The 15,657-nt window shown below is 72.4% G+C and carries 17 protein-coding genes and 1 pseudogene; 11 read left to right on the top strand and 7 right to left on the bottom strand.

What is annotated here, in order from left to right; translation table 11 throughout:
* Positions 1–44 precede the first annotated feature (44 nt).
* Complete coding sequence (locus tag ACOTKD_RS16785) at positions 45–560, top strand: NUDIX domain-containing protein (RefSeq protein ID WP_424889741.1); 516 nt, start codon at positions 45–47, stop codon at positions 558–560.
* A 58-nt stretch (positions 561–618) separates the two neighbouring features.
* Here the strand turns inward: ACOTKD_RS16785 and ACOTKD_RS16780 are convergent, their stop codons facing one another.
* Both ACOTKD_RS16780 and ACOTKD_RS16775 read right to left on the bottom strand, forming a co-directional pair.
* Entirely contained in the window at positions 619–777 is a 159-nt protein-coding gene (locus ACOTKD_RS16780) for a hypothetical protein (RefSeq protein WP_424889740.1), read from the bottom strand.
* On the bottom strand, positions 777–1,208 hold the full coding sequence (locus tag ACOTKD_RS16775; protein ID WP_424889739.1) for an NUDIX hydrolase: 432 nt from the start codon (positions 1,206–1,208) through the stop codon (positions 777–779). Before ACOTKD_RS16775 ends, ACOTKD_RS16780 begins: the two co-directional genes overlap by 1 nt.
* A gap of 71 nt (positions 1,209–1,279) precedes the next feature.
* On the opposite strand from ACOTKD_RS16775, the pseudogene ACOTKD_RS16770 reads away from it, so the two are divergent.
* Positions 1,280–1,627, top strand: a pseudogene (locus tag ACOTKD_RS16770) (NUDIX hydrolase); the annotation flags it as partial.
* A gap of 37 nt (positions 1,628–1,664) precedes the next feature.
* Here the strand turns inward: ACOTKD_RS16770 and ACOTKD_RS16765 are convergent.
* The gene (locus ACOTKD_RS16765) at positions 1,665–2,474 is read right to left on the bottom strand and encodes a class I SAM-dependent methyltransferase (protein ID WP_424889738.1); all 810 of its coding nucleotides are present in this window, start codon (positions 2,472–2,474) and stop codon (positions 1,665–1,667) included.
* A gap of 185 nt (positions 2,475–2,659) precedes the next feature.
* On the opposite strand from ACOTKD_RS16765, the gene mshA reads away from it, so the two are divergent.
* Positions 2,660–4,021: a D-inositol-3-phosphate glycosyltransferase gene (mshA, locus tag ACOTKD_RS16760; protein ID WP_424889737.1), complete on the top strand. Its 1,362-nt coding sequence runs from the start codon at positions 2,660–2,662 to the stop codon at positions 4,019–4,021.
* Positions 4,014–4,547 (top strand): YbjN domain-containing protein, encoded by a 534-nt coding sequence (locus ACOTKD_RS16755; protein ID WP_424889736.1) that lies wholly within the window; start codon positions 4,014–4,016, stop codon positions 4,545–4,547. Before mshA ends, ACOTKD_RS16755 begins: the two co-directional genes overlap by 8 nt.
* A 223-nt stretch (positions 4,548–4,770) precedes the next feature.
* On the opposite strand, the gene ACOTKD_RS16750 is transcribed toward ACOTKD_RS16755, so the two are convergent.
* Positions 4,771–6,135: an MDR family MFS transporter gene (locus ACOTKD_RS16750; protein ID WP_424889735.1), complete on the bottom strand. Its 1,365-nt coding sequence runs from the start codon at positions 6,133–6,135 to the stop codon at positions 4,771–4,773.
* A 165-nt stretch (positions 6,136–6,300) separates the two neighbouring features.
* Here ACOTKD_RS16750 and ACOTKD_RS16745 point away from each other — a divergent pair, with 165 nt between their 5' ends.
* Positions 6,301–7,062 carry a phosphoglyceromutase gene (locus ACOTKD_RS16745; RefSeq protein ID WP_106674600.1) on the top strand — a complete coding sequence of 254 codons (762 nt, stop codon included), beginning with the start codon at positions 6,301–6,303 and terminating at the stop codon, positions 7,060–7,062.
* Between the two features lie 187 nt (positions 7,063–7,249).
* Here ACOTKD_RS16745 and ACOTKD_RS16740 read toward each other — a convergent pair whose 3' ends face one another.
* Positions 7,250–7,831, bottom strand: coding sequence for a hypothetical protein (locus ACOTKD_RS16740; RefSeq protein WP_424889734.1), 582 nt, complete (start codon positions 7,829–7,831; stop codon positions 7,250–7,252).
* Between the two features lie 175 nt (positions 7,832–8,006).
* On the opposite strand from ACOTKD_RS16740, the gene ACOTKD_RS16735 reads away from it, so the two are divergent.
* The gene (locus ACOTKD_RS16735) at positions 8,007–8,906 is read left to right on the top strand and encodes a class F sortase (RefSeq protein WP_424889733.1); all 900 of its coding nucleotides are present in this window, start codon (positions 8,007–8,009) and stop codon (positions 8,904–8,906) included.
* Positions 8,907–9,245: 339 nt separating this feature from the next.
* On the opposite strand, the gene phoU is transcribed toward ACOTKD_RS16735, so the two are convergent.
* Positions 9,246–9,935: a phosphate signaling complex protein PhoU gene (phoU, locus tag ACOTKD_RS16730; protein ID WP_424889732.1), complete on the bottom strand. Its 690-nt coding sequence runs from the start codon at positions 9,933–9,935 to the stop codon at positions 9,246–9,248.
* A 201-nt stretch (positions 9,936–10,136) separates the two neighbouring features.
* On the opposite strand from phoU, the gene ACOTKD_RS16725 reads away from it, so the two are divergent.
* Both ACOTKD_RS16725 and ACOTKD_RS16720 read left to right on the top strand, forming a co-directional pair.
* Positions 10,137–11,357 carry a sensor histidine kinase gene (locus tag ACOTKD_RS16725; protein ID WP_106674486.1) on the top strand — a complete coding sequence of 407 codons (1,221 nt, stop codon included), beginning with the start codon at positions 10,137–10,139 and terminating at the stop codon, positions 11,355–11,357.
* Positions 11,354–12,034 carry a response regulator transcription factor gene (locus ACOTKD_RS16720; RefSeq protein ID WP_031183999.1) on the top strand — a complete coding sequence of 227 codons (681 nt, stop codon included), beginning with the start codon at positions 11,354–11,356 and terminating at the stop codon, positions 12,032–12,034. Before ACOTKD_RS16725 ends, ACOTKD_RS16720 begins: the two co-directional genes overlap by 4 nt.
* Before the next feature lie 212 nt (positions 12,035–12,246).
* Here the strand turns inward: ACOTKD_RS16720 and ACOTKD_RS16715 are convergent, their stop codons facing one another.
* Positions 12,247–12,924, bottom strand: a complete 678-nt coding sequence (locus ACOTKD_RS16715) for a DUF461 domain-containing protein (protein ID WP_424889731.1) — start codon at positions 12,922–12,924, stop codon at positions 12,247–12,249.
* Between the two features lie 569 nt (positions 12,925–13,493).
* On the opposite strand from ACOTKD_RS16715, the gene ACOTKD_RS16710 reads away from it, so the two are divergent.
* From ACOTKD_RS16710 to ispF, 3 genes are all read left to right on the top strand, one after another.
* Positions 13,494–13,976, top strand: coding sequence for a CarD family transcriptional regulator (locus tag ACOTKD_RS16710; protein WP_003953493.1), 483 nt, complete (start codon positions 13,494–13,496; stop codon positions 13,974–13,976).
* Positions 13,977–14,289: 313 nt separating this feature from the next.
* Positions 14,290–15,063 carry a 2-C-methyl-D-erythritol 4-phosphate cytidylyltransferase gene (gene ispD, locus ACOTKD_RS16705; RefSeq protein WP_424889730.1) on the top strand — a complete coding sequence of 258 codons (774 nt, stop codon included), beginning with the start codon at positions 14,290–14,292 and terminating at the stop codon, positions 15,061–15,063.
* Complete coding sequence (gene ispF, locus ACOTKD_RS16700; protein ID WP_106674483.1) at positions 15,053–15,553, top strand: 2-C-methyl-D-erythritol 2,4-cyclodiphosphate synthase; 501 nt, start codon at positions 15,053–15,055, stop codon at positions 15,551–15,553. The genes ispD and ispF overlap by 11 nt, the downstream gene beginning before the upstream one ends.
* Positions 15,554–15,657: the final 104 nt, after the last annotated feature.

Here is a 15,657-nt window from a genome sequence, read left to right as displayed (position 1 = left end):
TACCAGCACTCCGAGGCAAGAGGTTGACTCACTAGGCTCACCGCATGACGGAGACAGAGCAGGACCGGCGCCCGGCCCGCCCCCGCATGGCAGCGGGCGCGTTGTTCTTCAACGACAAGGGGCACGTGCTCTTGGTCCGCCCCTCGTACAAGCCCAAGTGGGAGATCCCCGGCGGATACATCGAGGAGGGGGAGTCCCCTCTGGCCGCGTGCCGCCGCGAGGTGGAGGAGGAGCTGGGGATCACGCCGGCTATCGGCTCGCTCCTGGTCGTGGACTGGGCGCCGAACGAGGCCGAGGGTGACAAGGTCCTGTACGTCTTCGACGGCGGCGAACTGCGGCCGGAGGACCTGAAGGCGCTCAAGCCCGACGGTGACGAGGTACTCGCGGCTGAGTTCCACCCAGCCGACGCGGTCGATCAGCTACTCATTCCGAGGCTCGCCCGCCGCGTGAAGCGAGCGATCAACGCGCGGCATGAGGCTCACCCTCTGTACTTGGAGCACGGCGAACAGCCGGCGGGTCAGACGACTCCCGCTGGAACGTCAACGCCCCTGGCCCATTGAGGCGCCAGGGGCGTTCGAGGAGAAGTACTTGATCATCTGATCGGTAGTGCCGCGCCGGCTACGCCGCGGATTCTGTCGGCGCGCCGTTGAACAATGCCGTCAGATTGCCTCGCTGCTCCTGGGTCGGCTCAGGGGCCTTCTCCAGTTCCGCAGAGATCCAGTGGTCCAGCTCGACCGTCGACCGGCCTTCCCAGACGGGTTTGCCCTCTGTGGTCATCAGCTCTCCTCGCTGGTGTCGAGACGGACGGAGTCCAGGGCGGCGATCAGCTTCCTGTCCCGGTCGTGAGTGAGCTTCCTGCCTGCCTCGTCGGGCGCGAGCCAGACCAGTCGGCTCACCTCGCGGTTGGGTACGAACTCACCGCTCACCGCCCGCGCGGCCCAGTAGCGGACCTCCTTCGGGCGCCCCTGCGCGTCGATGTACCGAGCGGTGGGCAACGCGGCTCCGAGCTCGCAGGCCATGCCGGTCTCCTCCAGCACCTCCCGCACGGCCCCGTCACGGGCGTCCTCGCCGCGCTTGAGCTTGCCCTTCGGGAGCGACCAATCTGCCCATTTCGGTCGATAGACCAGGGCGAGCTCGATGCCCTCCCCGTCGGGGGAGTGGCGCCACAGGACGCAGCCTGCAGCCTGGACTGTCGGCACCTCTTCCATGGATCCCATCCTGCCGGACCTCGACAATCGTGGCCCTGACCTGCAGTTTTCTGGATCGTTATTAAAGTTCATACGACGATTGGTCGCATCCGAAAGGCAAGCTCAAGCGCGGCGAGGACGCGCTGCGGGGCGCCCTGCGCGAGGTCCGCGAGGAGACGGGCATGGAGTGCGAGCCGGGTGCGGTGCTCCCCACCGCCTGCTACGTGGTGGCCGGCCGGCCGAAGGAAGTGCGCTACTGGGCGGCGCGCGCCACGGGAGGCACGTTCGTGCCGAACAAGGAGGTCGACCTCATGGCGTGGCTGCCGCCGGGCGAGGCGAGGGAACGGTTGACCGAGCAGCGGGACAAGGAACTGCTGGACGCGTTCCTCGCGCAGACCGGCGCGTCCGGGCGCGGAGCCGGGGGGCCGGCGCACCACTGAGCGTGCCGGTCCACGGGCCCGGGACGGAGCCCCGGTCTCACCCGCGCGGCGCGAGGGCGTCCCACCGAAGCGTGACCTCCCCCTGCCGCCAGCGGCGCACGCCGTCCACCACCGGCCAGTCCGCCCGCAGCGCGGACACCGTACGGATCCACCGCTGCCGGGAGCTCAGCGCGGCGTACGGCGCGGCGGCCGCCCACGCCCGGTCGAAGTCGCGCAGGAACGCGTGCACCGGCTCGCCGGGGACATTGCGGTGGATGAGCGCCTTCGGGAGGCGTTCGGCCAGGTCGGAGGGGGTGTGCAGGGAGCCGAGCCGGGTCGCGAAGGTGACGGTGCGCGGGCCCTCGGGGCCGATCGCGACCCACACGTGCCGCCGTCCTATCTCGTCGCACGTGCCCTCCACGAGCAGCCCGTCCGGCGCGAGCCGCGCCCGCAGCCGGTCCCAGACGGCGGTGACGTCGTCCTCGTCGTACTGGCGCAGCACGTTCGCCGCCCGTATCAGCGCGGGCCGCCGCCCGCCGTCGAGCGGTATCTCGAAGCCGCCGTGCCGGAAGGACAGGCCGTCCCGGGCGTACGGCTGGGCGCCCGCGACGCGCGCGGGCTCGATCTCTATGCCGACGACCTGCGCGTCCGCCCGCACCGTGCGCAGCCGCCCGAGCAGCTCGACCGCGGTCCACGGCGCCGCGCCGTAGCCGAGGTCGACGGCGACGGGGTCGGTGCTGCGGCGCAGCGCGGGACCGTGGGCGTCGGCCATCCAGCGGTCCATGCGGCGCAGCCGGTTCGGGTTGGTCGTACCCCGGGTCACCGCACCGACGGGGCGGCTGGTCTGAGGAGGGGTGCGTACGGCCATGCCTTCGAGCGTAAGCGCTGCTCAGCGCGGACGGTGCCGCGCGGGGGAGGGCAGGACGAGGGCTGGGTCACTCTTTGGCAAAGCGGAAATGCGACTCCGTCCGGCGGCGTTGCACCGTTGACAAGGTGACACACCGCACATACGCCCCGCACACAAACCCCTCACGCTGACGGAGGACACGCACGGTGAGCCAGTACGCATCCAGGCTCGGCGCCCGCCGCGGCCGCGCGCTCGGCAACCTCGCGGGCACCCCGCTGCGGCGCCTCGGCGCCTCGCGCAAGCCCCGCCGCATCGCGATGCTCAGCGTTCACACCTCGCCGCTCCACCAGCCCGGCACCGGCGACGCCGGCGGGATGAACGTGTACATCGTGGAGCTGGCCAAGCGGCTCGCCGCGATCAACATCGAGGTCGAGATCTTCACGCGCGCCACCACCGGCGCCCTCCCGCCCGCCGTCGAGCTGGCGCCCGGCGTCCTCGTCCGGCACATCGACGCGGGCCCGTACGAGGGGCTGGCCAAGGAGGAGCTGCCGGCCCAGCTGTGCGCCTTCACGCACGGCGTGATGCAGGCGTGGGCCGGCCACCGGCCCGGCCACTACGACCTCGTCCACTCCCACTACTGGCTCTCCGGCCACGTCGGCTGGCTCGCCGCCGAGCGCTGGGGCGTCCCCCTCGTCCACGCCATGCACACCATGGCCAAGGTCAAGAACGCCGCCCTGGCCGCGGGCGACACGCCCGAGCCCGACACGCGCGTCATCGGCGAGACCCAGATCGTGCGCGCCGCGGACCGGCTCATCGCCAACACCGACGGGGAGGCGCAGGAGCTGGTCCACCACTACGACGCCGACCCCGGGAAGGTCGCCGTCGTCCACCCGGGCGTCAACCTCGACCGCTTCCGCCCCGCCGACGGGCGGGCGGCGGCCCGCGAGCGGCTCGGCCTGCCCGCCGACGCCCTCGTCCCGCTCTTCGCCGGCCGCATCCAGCCCCTCAAGGCCCCCGACGTGCTGCTGCACGCGGTCGCCGAGCTCCTCGACCGGCAGCCGGCGCTGCGCTCGCGCATCGTGGTGCCGGTGGTCGGCGGCCCCAGCGGCAGCGGGATGGCCAAGCCCGAGGGGCTGCAGAAGCTCGCCGCCCGGCTGGGCATCGCCGACGTCGTCCGCTTCCGCCCGCCGGTCGGCCAGGAGCAGCTCGCCGACTGGTACCGGGCCGCGTCCGTCCTGGTCATGCCGTCCCACAGCGAGTCGTTCGGACTGGTCGCCGCCGAGGCCCAGGCCTGCGGCACGCCCGTCCTCGCGGCGGCCGTCGGCGGTCTGCCCGTGGCCGTGCGGGACGGCGAGAGCGGCTTCCTCGTCGACGGCCACGACCCCGCCGACTACGCCGCCGTGCTGGGCCGCTTCGCCGGCGAACCGGGACTGGCCGGGCGGATGGGCGAGGCCGCGGCCCGCCACGCGCGCCGGTTCGGCTGGGACACGGCCGCGGCCGCCACGGCCGAGGTGTACACCGAGGCGATGGCCGAGCGGCGGCGTCGCCTACGCTCGTCGCATGTCTGACGCGAAACCCGACGCGAAGTCCGTCATCGAGCAGACGTTCCACGAGGCCGGGCTCGAATGGGAGAGCCCGGCCGACGGCACGTACGTGGTGAAGCTGCCCGGCACGCGCAAGCTCTCCACGACCGTCTCCCTGGTCGTCGGCAAGCACTCCCTCTCCGTCAACGCCTTCGTCGTGCGCCGCCCCGACGAGAACCACGAGGGGGTGCACCGCTGGCTCCTGGAGCGCAACACCCGGCTGTACGGGCTGGCTTACGCGATCGACCAGCTGGGTGACATCTACCTGGTCGGCCGGCTGCCGCTGGCCGCGGTCACCCCGGACGAGATCGACCGGCTCCTCGGCACGGTGCTGGAGAACGCCGACGGCAGCTTCAACACGCTGCTGGAGATGGGCTTCGCGTCCGCCATCCGCAAGGAGTACGCGTGGCGGACGGCGCGCGGGGAGTCGACGAGAAACCTGGAGGCGTTCGCCCGCTTGACGTCGCATCAGCCGGAGGGGGAGGCCGGGGGAGGGCCCACGGACTCGTGACGCCGCGCTGCCCGCTCCGCTGACCGGGCGCCGGGAAGTTCTCCGCCGCGACGGCGGGCCTGGCCGGCGTCGACACCACGACGGCGCACCCGGCGGTGCCGGCCTACGCCGCGGTGACGGGCGCTCTTTCCGGCGACCCGCCGGGGGTTTCTCCCGCCGCGACGGCGGAAAGCCACCGCGGCGCAGCCCGGCGGTGCCGAACCGCGCCGCCCCCAGCCAGGGCCTACGCCGACGCCCCCGCCGGATCCGCCGCCGAGGCCCGTACGCCGGGCTCCTCCGGAGCCGCCTCCGCAGCCGCTCCCGGAGCCGCTTCCGCAGTCGCCCCCGGAGCCGGCTCCGCCGCCGTGTCCGCCTTCGCCCCCGTCGCGAGACCCGCCGCCGGAACCCTCCGCATCAGGAGCCAGTACCCACCCGCAGTCACCGTCCCCACCACCGCGCACCCCGCCCACAGCGCATCCGCGCCGAAGCGGTCGATGACCGTGCCGCCCGCGACCGGCGCGATCAGTGAGGCGGTCGCCCACGACAGGGTGTACATGCCCTGGTAGCGGCCGCGCCCGTGCACCGGCGAGAGGCGGGCGACCAGGCCCATCTGGATGGGCGAGTTGATGATCTCCGCGAGCGTCCACACGCACACGGTCAGCATGTACACCGCGAGCGAGCCGGCGAAGGCGGTGAGCCCGAAGCCGTAGCCGCCGAGGAGGGCCGCGAGGACCATCAGCATCCGCTGGTCCCGGTGCTCGATGAAGCGGGTGACGGGGATCTGGACGGCGACGATCAGGACGCCGTTGACGGCGATGGCCATGCCGAAGTCCTTCGTGGAGAACCCGCCGTCCGCCATCGCCACCGGCAGGGCGACCTGGGACTGCAGGAAGACCACGGCGAGGAGGAAGGACAGGCCGACCACGGCCATGAAGCGCCCGTCGCGCAGCACGGTGCCCATGCTGACGGCCGGCTCGCCGGCCTTCGCCGCGCCGCCGCCGTCCGCCGCGGCGTCCGGCCGCGTCTCGGGCAGCTTCACGAAGACCAGCACCGCGCAGAGCATCGTCATCGCGGCTTCGCCGAGGAAGCCGATCAGGTAGCTGTACTCGGCGACGAAGCCCGCGGCGACCGACGAGATCGCGAAGCCGAGGTTGATCGCCCAGTAGTTCAGGGCGAAGGCCCGCACCCGGTCCTCGGGGGCCACGATGTCCGCCATCATCGCCTGCACCGCGGGGCGGGAGGCGTTGCTGGCCATGCCGACGACGAACGCGACGACCGAGATGGCCACCGGGTCGGTCATGAAGCCCAGCACCGCGACCGACACGGCGGTCGAGGCCTGGGCGATCAGCAGGGTGGGCCGGCGGCCGAGCCGGTCGGTCATCACCCCGGAGCCGATGGACGAGACGACGCTGCCGAGGCCGAGCAGGGCGCCGACGAAGCCGGCGAACGAGGCGGAGTGGCCCTGGTCGGCGGTGAGGAACATGGCCAGGAAGATGGAGACGAAGGCGCCCAGCCGGTTGACGAGGGTGGAGGCCCACAGCCACCAGAAGGCCCGGGGCAACCCCGAGACACTCTCCTTCGCGGCTCGTCTGACGCTCGCGACGGACATTCCGGATCCCCCCATGTGTAAGTGTCGAACGCGCTAAGCGCAAGTTACACACACCTGAGGTGCACCTGCCATCGGATTGCCGTTCGCCGTCAATCGACGGCGGTCCCGGCCGTGCGCACGGCAGCGCGCACGGCACCACCCACGCGGTCGATTACGCTCATGGGCATGGCCGACGCACCGTACAAGCTGATCCTCCTCCGCCACGGCGAGAGCGAGTGGAACGCCAAGAACCTGTTCACCGGCTGGGTGGACGTCAACCTGAACGAGAAGGGCGAGAAGGAGGCGGTCCGGGGCGGCGAGCTGCTCAAGGACGCCGGTCTGCTCCCCGACGTGGTCCACACCTCCCTGCAGAAGCGCGCCATCCGCACCGCGCAGCTCGCCCTGGAGGCCGCCGACCGCCACTGGATTCCGGTTCACCGCTCCTGGCGGCTGAACGAGCGCCACTACGGCGCCCTGCAGGGCAAGGACAAGGCCCAGACCCTGGCCGAGTTCGGCGAGGAGCAGTTCATGCTCTGGCGCCGCTCCTACGACACCCCGCCGCCCGCCCTCGAGGACGGCTCCGAGTTCTCCCAGAGCGAGGACCCGCGCTACGCCTCCATCCCGCCGGAGCTGCGCCCGCGCACCGAGTGCCTCAAGGACGTCGTCGTCCGCATGCTGCCGTACTGGTACGACGGCATCGTCCCGGACCTCCTCGCCGGCCGCACGGTCCTCGTCGCCGCGCACGGCAACTCGCTGCGCGCCCTGGTCAAGCACCTGGACGGGATCTCCGACGCGGACATCGCGGGCCTGAACATCCCCACCGGCATCCCGCTCGCCTACGAGCTCGACGCCGACTTCCGCCCGGTCACCCCCGGCGGCACGTACCTCGACCCGGAGGCCGCCAAGGCCGCCATCGAGGCCGTGAAGAACCAGGGCAAGAAGAAGTGACCCCGGCCCCCTGACGGGGGCTCATGGGACGGCAGGCCCCCTGCCGGCGTGTAAAAGCGCTGGTGGGGGGCCTCTTGCTGTGGCGAACGGGTTGCCTGGTCACCGAATGGAGCAAGACGGATACGGTGCGGATGCGGCGCGCGGGTCTTCAGGTGAGCCTCGGAAGCAAGGAGGTAACACCATGCATTCAATCCGCTCCGCCATATGCGGTGCAGCCACTGTCGTCGCCGTCGTTGCGGCGCCCGTCGTCCCCGCCTACGCCCTCGGGGGCAGCATCGCCCCGACGACGGGCGAGGCCGCCGCGGTCCCGGCGACGGGCCACTGCGGCGACGACGACCACGGTCGTCACGACCATGACCACGGCCACGGCGGTTGCGGCCGCCACGACCACGACGGCTGGGGCGACCACGACCACGGCCGCGGCGACCACGACGGCCGTCACGACGACGGCTGGGGTGACCACGACGACGGTTGGGGTGACCACGACCACGGGCGCGGTGACCACGACCACGGCCGGGGTGACCACGACCACGGGCGCGGCGATCACGACCACGGCCGGGGTGACCACGACCACGGGCGCGGTGACCACGACCACGGCCGGGGTGACCACGACCACGGGCGCGGTGACCACGACCACGGCCGGGGTGACCACGACCACGGGCGCGGCGATCACGACCACGGCCGGGGTGACCACGACCACGGGCGCGGCGATCACGACCACGGCCGGGGTGACCACGACCACGGCCGGGGCGACCACGACCGTCCGCACCACTCCTCCCACGCGGGTGGTGGCGCCACGGCGCTCGCGGCCTCCACGGAGTCGACGGACGCCCCCGTGCTCATCCTGGCCGGTACCGCGACCGCCGGTCTCATCGGCGGCATGATCTGGTACCGCCGCCGCGCCGCCGGCGCCGTCAAGTAGTGACGGGGAGCGAACGGGCGTCATGTCAGAAGCGCGTGCAGGTGGCCGTAACCGCCTGCTGACGAGGGTGGCCTGGGCAGCCTTGCTGGTGGTCCTGTGCCTGATCGGCAACGACAGGGCCGACGAGCCGGAGCCCCCGGCCCCGAGCCGCCACAGCACCGCGGCCAAGAGCCACCCCCACGCGCACGGCCTGCCCCCGGCACACGATCCGTTGCCGGGGGCCGGCCCCCAGACCCTGGAGGTCAAGGTCCTGGGCCTCAAGGCCCCGGTCGAGAGCCACGGCCTCGACAAGCTCGGCGGCGTCGAGCTGCCGCCGTACGAGCGGGCCGACGCGGTCGCCTGGTACAAGGACGGCCCCTCGCCGGGCAGCGAGGGCCCCGCCGTCATCGTCGGCCACGTCGACACCGAGAAGGCCCCGGCCGTCTTCGCCGGGCTCAGCGTCCTCAAGCGCGGCGCGAAGATCCACGTGACGCGTACGGACGGGATCGTCGCCGAGTTCACGGTCGAGGACATCGCCGTCGTCCCCAACGACCCCTTCGACGCCGACAAGGTCTACGGCCCCCTCGACACCGACCGGGCGGAGCTCCGGCTGATCACCTGCGGCGGCGACTACGACCGCAAGAAGCACCTCTACAGCGCCAACGTCGTCGTCAGCTCGTACCTGACCGGTGTGGCGCAGGCACCGCAGCCGCAGCAGACGCCGCAGCAGCAGCCGCCCCAGCAGCAGCCACCACAGCAGCCCCAGCCCCAGGAGCAGCCGCAGCAACAGCAGCCGCCGCAGCAACAGCAGCCGCAGCAGCCGCCCCAGCAGCCTCAGGCTCCCACCCAGAAGCCGAGCCCGGCCGCCCCGGCGCCCCCCGGCCCCGGAACCGGGGAAACCGGCGAGACGGGCGAGAACGAAGCGGACCCCGAGGAAGAGTGAGCCGCGGCAGCGCGAGAGGACCCCCGGCCGGAGCACCGGCCGGGGGTCCTTCCCGTGAGTGACATGCAGGGTGAGGAGCTAGCTGCAGCTGCCGCCGCACTGGCAGGAGCCGCCGGACTGGCAGCCGCAGCTGCAGCCGGGGCCGCACTGGCAGCCCGAGGCCGGTGCCTGAGGGGTCTGGGTCATGTGCGCGTACCTCCTCGAAGGGTGGTTGCCTGCCCCCAGTCAATGGCCGCCCGATCCGTCCGTCAATGCCCCTCGCGTACGTACGTACGGGCGCACGGAGGGCGCGTGGAAGCACTCGGGGCGGGTCGCCCGACCGGGTGCACACGCCCCCGCTCAGGCGTCGCCGTCCCCGCCCGTCCGGCCCTCCGACTGCGTCAGCTCGTCCGCGTGCTCGCCCGTGACCAGGTAGACCACCCGCTTCGCCACCGACACCGCGTGGTCCGCGAACCGCTCGTAGTAGCGGCCCAGCAGCGTCACGTCGACCGCCGTCTCGATGCCGTGCCGCCAGCGGTCGTCCATCAGGTGCTGGAAGAGCGTGCGGTGCAGCAGGTCCATCGCGTCGTCGTCCTGCTCCAGCTGCAGCGCCAGGTCGACGTCCTTGGTGATGATCACCTCGCCGGCCTTGGCCATCAGCCGCTGCGCCAGCTGGCCCATCTCCAGGATCGTCGCGTGCAGGTCGCGCGGCACCGCCGTGTCCGGGAAGCGCAGCCGCGCCAGCTTGGCGACGTGCTGGGCCAGGTCGCCCGAGCGCTCCAGGTCCGCGCTCATGCGCAGCGAGGTGACCACGATCCGCAGGTCCGTGGCGACCGGCTGCTGCCGCGCGAGCAGCGCGACGGCGCGCTCCTCCAGGTCCCGCTGGAGGTCGTCCACCTTCGCGTCCGCCGCGATCACGGACTCCGCGAGCTTGAGGTCCGCGTCCAGGATCGCCGTGGTGGCGCGCCCGATCGCCGACCCGACGAGCCGGGCCATCTCCACCAGGCCCTCGCCGATCGAATCCAGCTCCTCGTGGTACGCGTCCCGCATTGCCTGACCTTCTCTCTGCCGAGTGAAACAGTGGGCCGAGCCGTATGGCCGTCCACGCTCCCACGTTCTGGCCGGAACGCGACGGCTGCGGCGCCCTGGAGTGAACCGGTACCGACGCCAAGGTGAACTCTCGGCAACGTGTGTTCGAGGCGGCACCCATTTGGCTGTGGACGGTCCGCACCACCCGCATAACCTGGACTCATGAACGTGGACGCGGCCCTCGCCGCAGCGGCAGCGCTCGCCGGACTGTGCACCGGCGTGATCGCCATGCTCGCGTTCCGCTGGAGCGAGCGCGACCAGGCCCGCCCGACCCGCAGCTCCCTGCACACCGACGCGGTGCTCCCGCCCGGCGTCGACACCGTGCTCTCGGTGCTGCGCTCCTCGGCCGTGGTCCTGGACGAGGCCGACGCCGTGGTCAAGGCCAGCTCCGCCGCGTACGCCCTCGGGCTCGTCCGCGGCGGGAAGCTGGCCGTCGAGCCCATGCTGCAGATGGCCCGCGACACCCGGCGGGACGGTGAGATACGCCAGGTCGAGCTCGACCTGCCCCGGCGCGGCACCGGCCGCGGCGAGGCCCTCGCGGTCTCCGCCCGCGTCGCCCCGCTCGGCTCCCGGCTCGTCCTGCTGCTGGTGGAGGACCTCACCGAGGCCCGCCGCATCGAGGCCGTCCGCCGCGACTTCGTCGCCAACGTCAGCCACGAGCTCAAGACGCCGGTCGGCGCCCTCTCCCTGCTCTCCGAGGCCGTCATGGACGCCGCCGAGGACCCCGAGGCGGTCCACCGCTTCGCGGGCCGCATGCAGATAGAGGCCACCCGGCTCACCAACCTCGTCCAGGAGCTCATCGACCTCTCCCGGGTGCAGAACGACGACCCGCTGGAGGACGCCGAGCCCGTCCGCGTCGACGAGCTCGTCGCCGAGGCCATCGACCGCTGCCGCCACCAGGCCTCCACCAAGCAGATCACCATGGCCGCCGGCGGCACCGCCGACCTGCACGTCTGGGGCAACCGCGGCCAGCTCGCCGCCGCCCTCGGCAACCTCGTCGAGAACGCGGTCAACTACAGCCCCGCCCGAACCCGCGTCGGCATCGCCGCCCGCCACATCGCGGCGCCCGGCGGCGCGCTGATCGAGATCGCCGTCACCGACCAGGGCATCGGCATCTCCGAGAAGGACCGCGAGCGGATCTTCGAGCGGTTCTACCGCGTGGACCCGGCCCGCTCGCGCGCCACCGGCGGGACCGGCCTCGGCCTCGCCATCGTCAAGCACGTGGCCGCCTCGCACGGCGGGGAGGTCACGGTCTGGAGCGCCGAGGGCCAGGGCTCGACGTTCACCCTGCGACTCCCCGAGGCGGGCGCGGTCCGTGACCGCGACCGCAGCCCCCACCATCCCGTTGTCGAACACCTTCCCGCCCCGGAGGTCCTTCCGTGACCCGAGTGCTCGTCGTCGAGGACGAAGAGTCCTTCAGCGACGCGTTGTCCTACATGCTGCGCAAGGAGGGGTTCGAGGTCGCCGTCGCGGCCACGGGGCCCGACGGGCTGGACGAGTTCGAGCGCAACGGCGCCGACCTGGTCCTGCTCGACCTCATGCTGCCGGGCCTGCCCGGCACCGAGGTCTGCCGGCAGCTGCGCGGCCGCTCCAACGTCCCGGTCATCATGGTGACCGCCAAGGACAGCGAGATCGACAAGGTCGTCGGCCTGGAAATAGGAGCCGACGACTACGTCACCAAGCCCTTCTCCTCGCGCGAGCTCGTGGCCCGCATCAGAGCGGTGCTGCGCCGCCGCGGCGAGCCGGAGGAGGTCACGCCGGCCGCGCTGGAGGCCGGCCCGGTCCGGATGGACGTCGACCGGCACGTCGTCACGGTCTCCGGCGCCAAGGTCGACCTCCCGCTGAAGGAGTTCGACCTCCTGGAGATGTTGCTGCGCAACGCGGGCCGCGTGCTCACGCGCATGCAGCTCATCGACCGGGTCTGGGGCGCGGACTACGTCGGCGACACCAAGACCCTCGACGTCCACGTCAAGCGGCTCCGAGCCAAGATCGAGCCGGACCCGGGGGCGCCCCGGTACCTGGTGACGGTCCGCGGCCTCGGCTACAAGTTCGAGCCGTAAACGCGTACGAGCCCGGTGACCGCGCATTCCGCCGGACCCTCACCGCCGTGGTGTCCCGCCGCTGCGGCGGGAGAGAGTGTGCTGCCGCACGGTCTTTCTTCCGCCGCGACGGCGCTCAGCCCGAGCGGCGGAGTCCGGCGGTGCCGTGCCGGGCTCACCCGTACGAGCGAAGGGCCCGGAAGCGTTTCGCTTCCGGGCCCTTCGTCCTGTGGTCAGTGACCGGCGGGCTGCTGGGCGCCCTGGGACGCCTCGCCCGAGGGCCGGCCCGCGGCGCCGCTCGGCTTGCCCGCCGCGCCGGACGGGGTGCCCGCCGGGGCGGAGGGCTCCCCGCTCGGCTTGGCGCCGCCCGGCTTCGCGGCCGGCGTCGGCGCGGCCTCGCTCGGGCCCCAGTCCTTGAAGTAGCTCGTCGCCGGGACGACGAACGCCCCGATCCGCACCTCGCCGGTGTTGCTGAAGTCGAACGCCAGGCGCTGCTGCTCGCCGTCCTTGATGGCCTCGCGGCCGTCCGGCAGGACCGCCGAGGCGTTGCCCTTGCCGCCCAGCAGCACGGAGCCGCCGGCCGGGACGACGACGTCGCCGGAGCCCTTGGCCGCGGTGAGCTTCACCTTGGCGCCGTTCTTGCCGGGCAGGGTGATCGCGCGGAGCGTCTGGTCCTTGCGGCCGTTGTTGAAGACCTGGCCGGTGATCACGGCCGGGCCCTTCGCGGTGAGGTCCGGCTGCGTGATCACGTTGACGTTCTGCAGCTTGATGTCGCCGACCGAGGTGGCGGCGTTGTCCGGCTTCACCTCGAGCGTCTGCGCGCTGTTGCCCGCCGCGCAGGCGGAGAGCGGGGCGATCGAGAGCACGAGGGCGGTGGCGGCGAGGGCGCCGCGTCGAAGGCTGCTGCTCACGGCGGCGGCATCTCCTTGGACGATGAGAGGTGTAAGCGGTGCAAGCGGTGTAAGCGTGGTGTCAGCGCGCTTAGGTTACCGACCCCCTCGGAGGCGGCCGCACCCGACCCGCCCCCATGGTCAACTTCGGCCCTGTCCGGCGCACGGCCGAATATCGACGGTGCGCGCCCCGCGCGGATGTCCGCGGGCGCCGGTGCGCATTATCGGTGCGGAATGCGCGGGCGTGCGGAAGGCCTTCCTGAATTGATCAAGTTCGCGGTGATCAATTCCGGATTCCGGTCGGTGAACGCGCCCGGCACCCCGAACGGAGTAGCGGAAGTCGGCCGGGCGGAGCCCGGCAAAACGGGACGTTCGACCGCTCGCGAGCGGCTCTCCACGCGTGTAACGTGCCCGTTTCGCCTTGCCCGAAGAACCGCTCCCACCTGCGAATACCCGCTTCCGGAACCCCTCCGCAGCACGTCCCGGTTGCTGTTGTCAAGCCCCGAGATATGCCCTGACCTGCGAAAACGCCATTCAGAACGGGGAGTTCCCGTGTTAGACTGGATAGCCACGGAAGGGGTACCTGTCACATGACGTTCAAGGTTGGCGACACCGTGGTCTATCCCCATCACGGGGCCGCGCTGATCGAGGCCATCGAAACTCGCCAGATCAAAGGCGTGGACAAGACCTACTTGGTGCTGAAGGTCGCCCAGGGTGACCTGACGGTTCGGGTGCCGGCGGACAATGCGGAGTTCGTCGGTGTGCGCGATGTGGTCGGCCAGGATGGGCTGGACCGGGTCTTCGAGGTGCTCCGCGCACCGTATGCGGAAGAGCCGACGAACTGGTCCCGCCGCTACAAGGCAAATCTCGAGAAGCTCGCGTCGGGCGACGTGATCAAGGTCGCCGAGGTCGTGCGCGACCTGTGGCGCCGCGAGCGCGAGCGCGGTCTGTCCGCCGGTGAGAAGCGCATGCTGGCCAAGGCGCGCCAGATCCTGGTGAGCGAGCTCGCCCTCGCGGAGAACACCAACGAGGACAAGGCCGAGGCCCTGCTCGACGAGGTCCTCGCGTCCTGAGGCCGTTACGAGCCGACGGCCTGCATGCCGATGCCCTCGCGTCCCGACGCACAGGTGCCGGACGTGAAGACCGTACGTACGGGATGCACCGGACGTAAAGAAGTGCCGCGGTGCCCGCGCGGTGACGCAAGTCATCCGCCGGGCGCTGCGGCATCTCTGGATGCGGGCACGCGCACCCGCCGTGCTGAAGAGTGCCGGGCCCGGGCAGCCGGCCCGCCCAGCTGTCACGGAAGGGGCTGGTCGGGGCTTGTTGCCCGGCACTCCCCAGGCCATACCCAATCCGGCCGAGGAAGCAAACCTGAACGCGAACGCAATGTCTGATCGAGCCCCTGCCGTCACTCCTTCGCGCACCGCCGCCGTGATCCCCGCCGCAGGCCGCGGGGTCCGGCTCGGCCCGGGCGCCCCCAAGGCCCTGCGGGCCCTGGGCGGCACCCCCATGCTCGTCCACGCCGTCCGGGCGATGGCCGCCTCCCGCGCCGTCTCCCTCGTCGTCGTGGTCGCCCCGCCGGACGGCGCCGCAGAGGTCCGCGCCCTCCTCGACGACCACCCCCTCAGCGGCCACGACCGCGCCGAGGTCCTCGTCGTCCCCGGCGGCGGCACCCGCCAGGAGTCCGTCCGCCTCGGCCTCGCGGCCCTCCCGGCCGACGTCACCACCGTCCTCGTGCACGACGCCGCGCGCCCCCTGGTGCCCGTCGACACCGTCGACGCCGTGATCACCGCGGTGCGCGAGGGCGCGCCCGCCGTCGTCCCCGCGCTGCCGCTCGCCGACACCGTCAAGCAGGTCGAGCCCCGCACGGGCGCCGCGGAGGGCGAGCCCGAGCTCGTCACCGGCACCCCCGAGCGCGCGCTCCTGCGGGCCGTGCAGACCCCCCAGGGCTTCGACCGGCGCACGCTGGACGCCGCCCACGAGAAGTTCGCCGACCTGGAGGGCGAGGGCGCCACCGACGACGCCGGCATGGTCGAGCGCCTCGGCGCCCCCGTCGTCCTCGTGCCCGGCCACGAGGAGGCCTTCAAGGTCACCCGGCCGCTGGACCTCGTCCTCGCCGAGGCCGTACTCGCCCGCAGGAGGGCCAACGATGGCTTCTAGCCCGCTCCCCGCCCTGCCCCAGGTGGGCATCGGCACCGACACGCACGCCTTCGAGGAAGGCCGCGAGCTGTGGTGCGGCGGCCTGCTGTGGCCCGGGGAGACCGGCCTCGCCGGCCACTCCGACGCCGACGTCGTCGCCCACGCCGCCTGCAACGCCCTCTTCTCCGCCGCCGGCCTCGGCGACCTCGGCGCCCACTTCGGCACCGGCCGCCCCGAGTGGGCCGGCGCCTCCGGGGTCACGCTGCTCACCGAGGCCGCCCGCATCGTGCGCGAGGCCGGCTTCGTCATCGGCAACGTCGCCGTCCAGGTCGTCGGCGTCCGCCCGCGGATCGGCAAGCGCCGCGAGGAGGCCCAGAAGGTCCTCTCGGAGGCCGTGGGAGCCCCGGTGACGGTCTCCGGCGCCACGACGGACGGCCTGGGCTTCCCGGGCCGCGAGGAAGGCCTCACCGCGGTGGCGACGGCCCTGGTGGTCCGGGCCCAGGCTTACTGAGCCCAAGAAACGAAAAAGCCCGTCCGGCGTTCGAGGACACCGCGCGTCAGCGCGCCTCCGCCTGGTGACGCCGCGGAAGGTCGTGGGGTCAGATCGACCCCACG

Source organism: Streptomyces sp. XH2 (assembly GCF_049725035.1).
GTDB lineage: Bacteria > Actinomycetota > Actinomycetes > Streptomycetales > Streptomycetaceae > Streptomyces > Streptomyces roseoverticillatus.
The sequence above is the reverse complement of the archived record's forward strand: the minus strand, read 5'-3'. Positions and strand labels throughout refer to the sequence as shown.

What these genes read in the sequence shown, in the direction of transcription:
- ACOTKD_RS16785 (WP_424889741.1), top strand. Translation starts at nt 45, where the DNA reads ATGACGGAGACAGAGCAGGACCGGCGCCCGGCCCGCCCCCGCATGGCA.
- ACOTKD_RS16780 (WP_424889740.1), bottom strand. Translation starts at nt 777, where the DNA reads ATGACCACAGAGGGCAAACCCGTCTGGGAAGGCCGGTCGACGGTCGAG.
- ACOTKD_RS16775 (WP_424889739.1), bottom strand. Translation starts at nt 1,208, where the DNA reads ATGGAAGAGGTGCCGACAGTCCAGGCTGCAGGCTGCGTCCTGTGGCGC.
- ACOTKD_RS16765 (WP_424889738.1), bottom strand. Translation starts at nt 2,474, where the DNA reads ATGGCCGTACGCACCCCTCCTCAGACCAGCCGCCCCGTCGGTGCGGTG.
- ACOTKD_RS16755 (WP_424889736.1), top strand. Translation starts at nt 4,014, where the DNA reads ATGTCTGACGCGAAACCCGACGCGAAGTCCGTCATCGAGCAGACGTTC.
- ACOTKD_RS16750 (WP_424889735.1), bottom strand. Translation starts at nt 6,135, where the DNA reads ATGTCCGTCGCGAGCGTCAGACGAGCCGCGAAGGAGAGTGTCTCGGGG.
- ACOTKD_RS16745 (WP_106674600.1), top strand. Translation starts at nt 6,301, where the DNA reads ATGGCCGACGCACCGTACAAGCTGATCCTCCTCCGCCACGGCGAGAGC.
- ACOTKD_RS16735 (WP_424889733.1), top strand. Translation starts at nt 8,007, where the DNA reads ATGTCAGAAGCGCGTGCAGGTGGCCGTAACCGCCTGCTGACGAGGGTG.
- phoU (WP_424889732.1), bottom strand. Translation starts at nt 9,935, where the DNA reads ATGCGGGACGCGTACCACGAGGAGCTGGATTCGATCGGCGAGGGCCTG.
- ACOTKD_RS16725 (WP_106674486.1), top strand. Translation starts at nt 10,137, where the DNA reads ATGAACGTGGACGCGGCCCTCGCCGCAGCGGCAGCGCTCGCCGGACTG.
- ACOTKD_RS16710 (WP_003953493.1), top strand. Translation starts at nt 13,494, where the DNA reads ATGACGTTCAAGGTTGGCGACACCGTGGTCTATCCCCATCACGGGGCC.
- ispD (WP_424889730.1), top strand. Translation starts at nt 14,290, where the DNA reads ATGTCTGATCGAGCCCCTGCCGTCACTCCTTCGCGCACCGCCGCCGTG.
- ispF (WP_106674483.1), top strand. Translation starts at nt 15,053, where the DNA reads ATGGCTTCTAGCCCGCTCCCCGCCCTGCCCCAGGTGGGCATCGGCACC.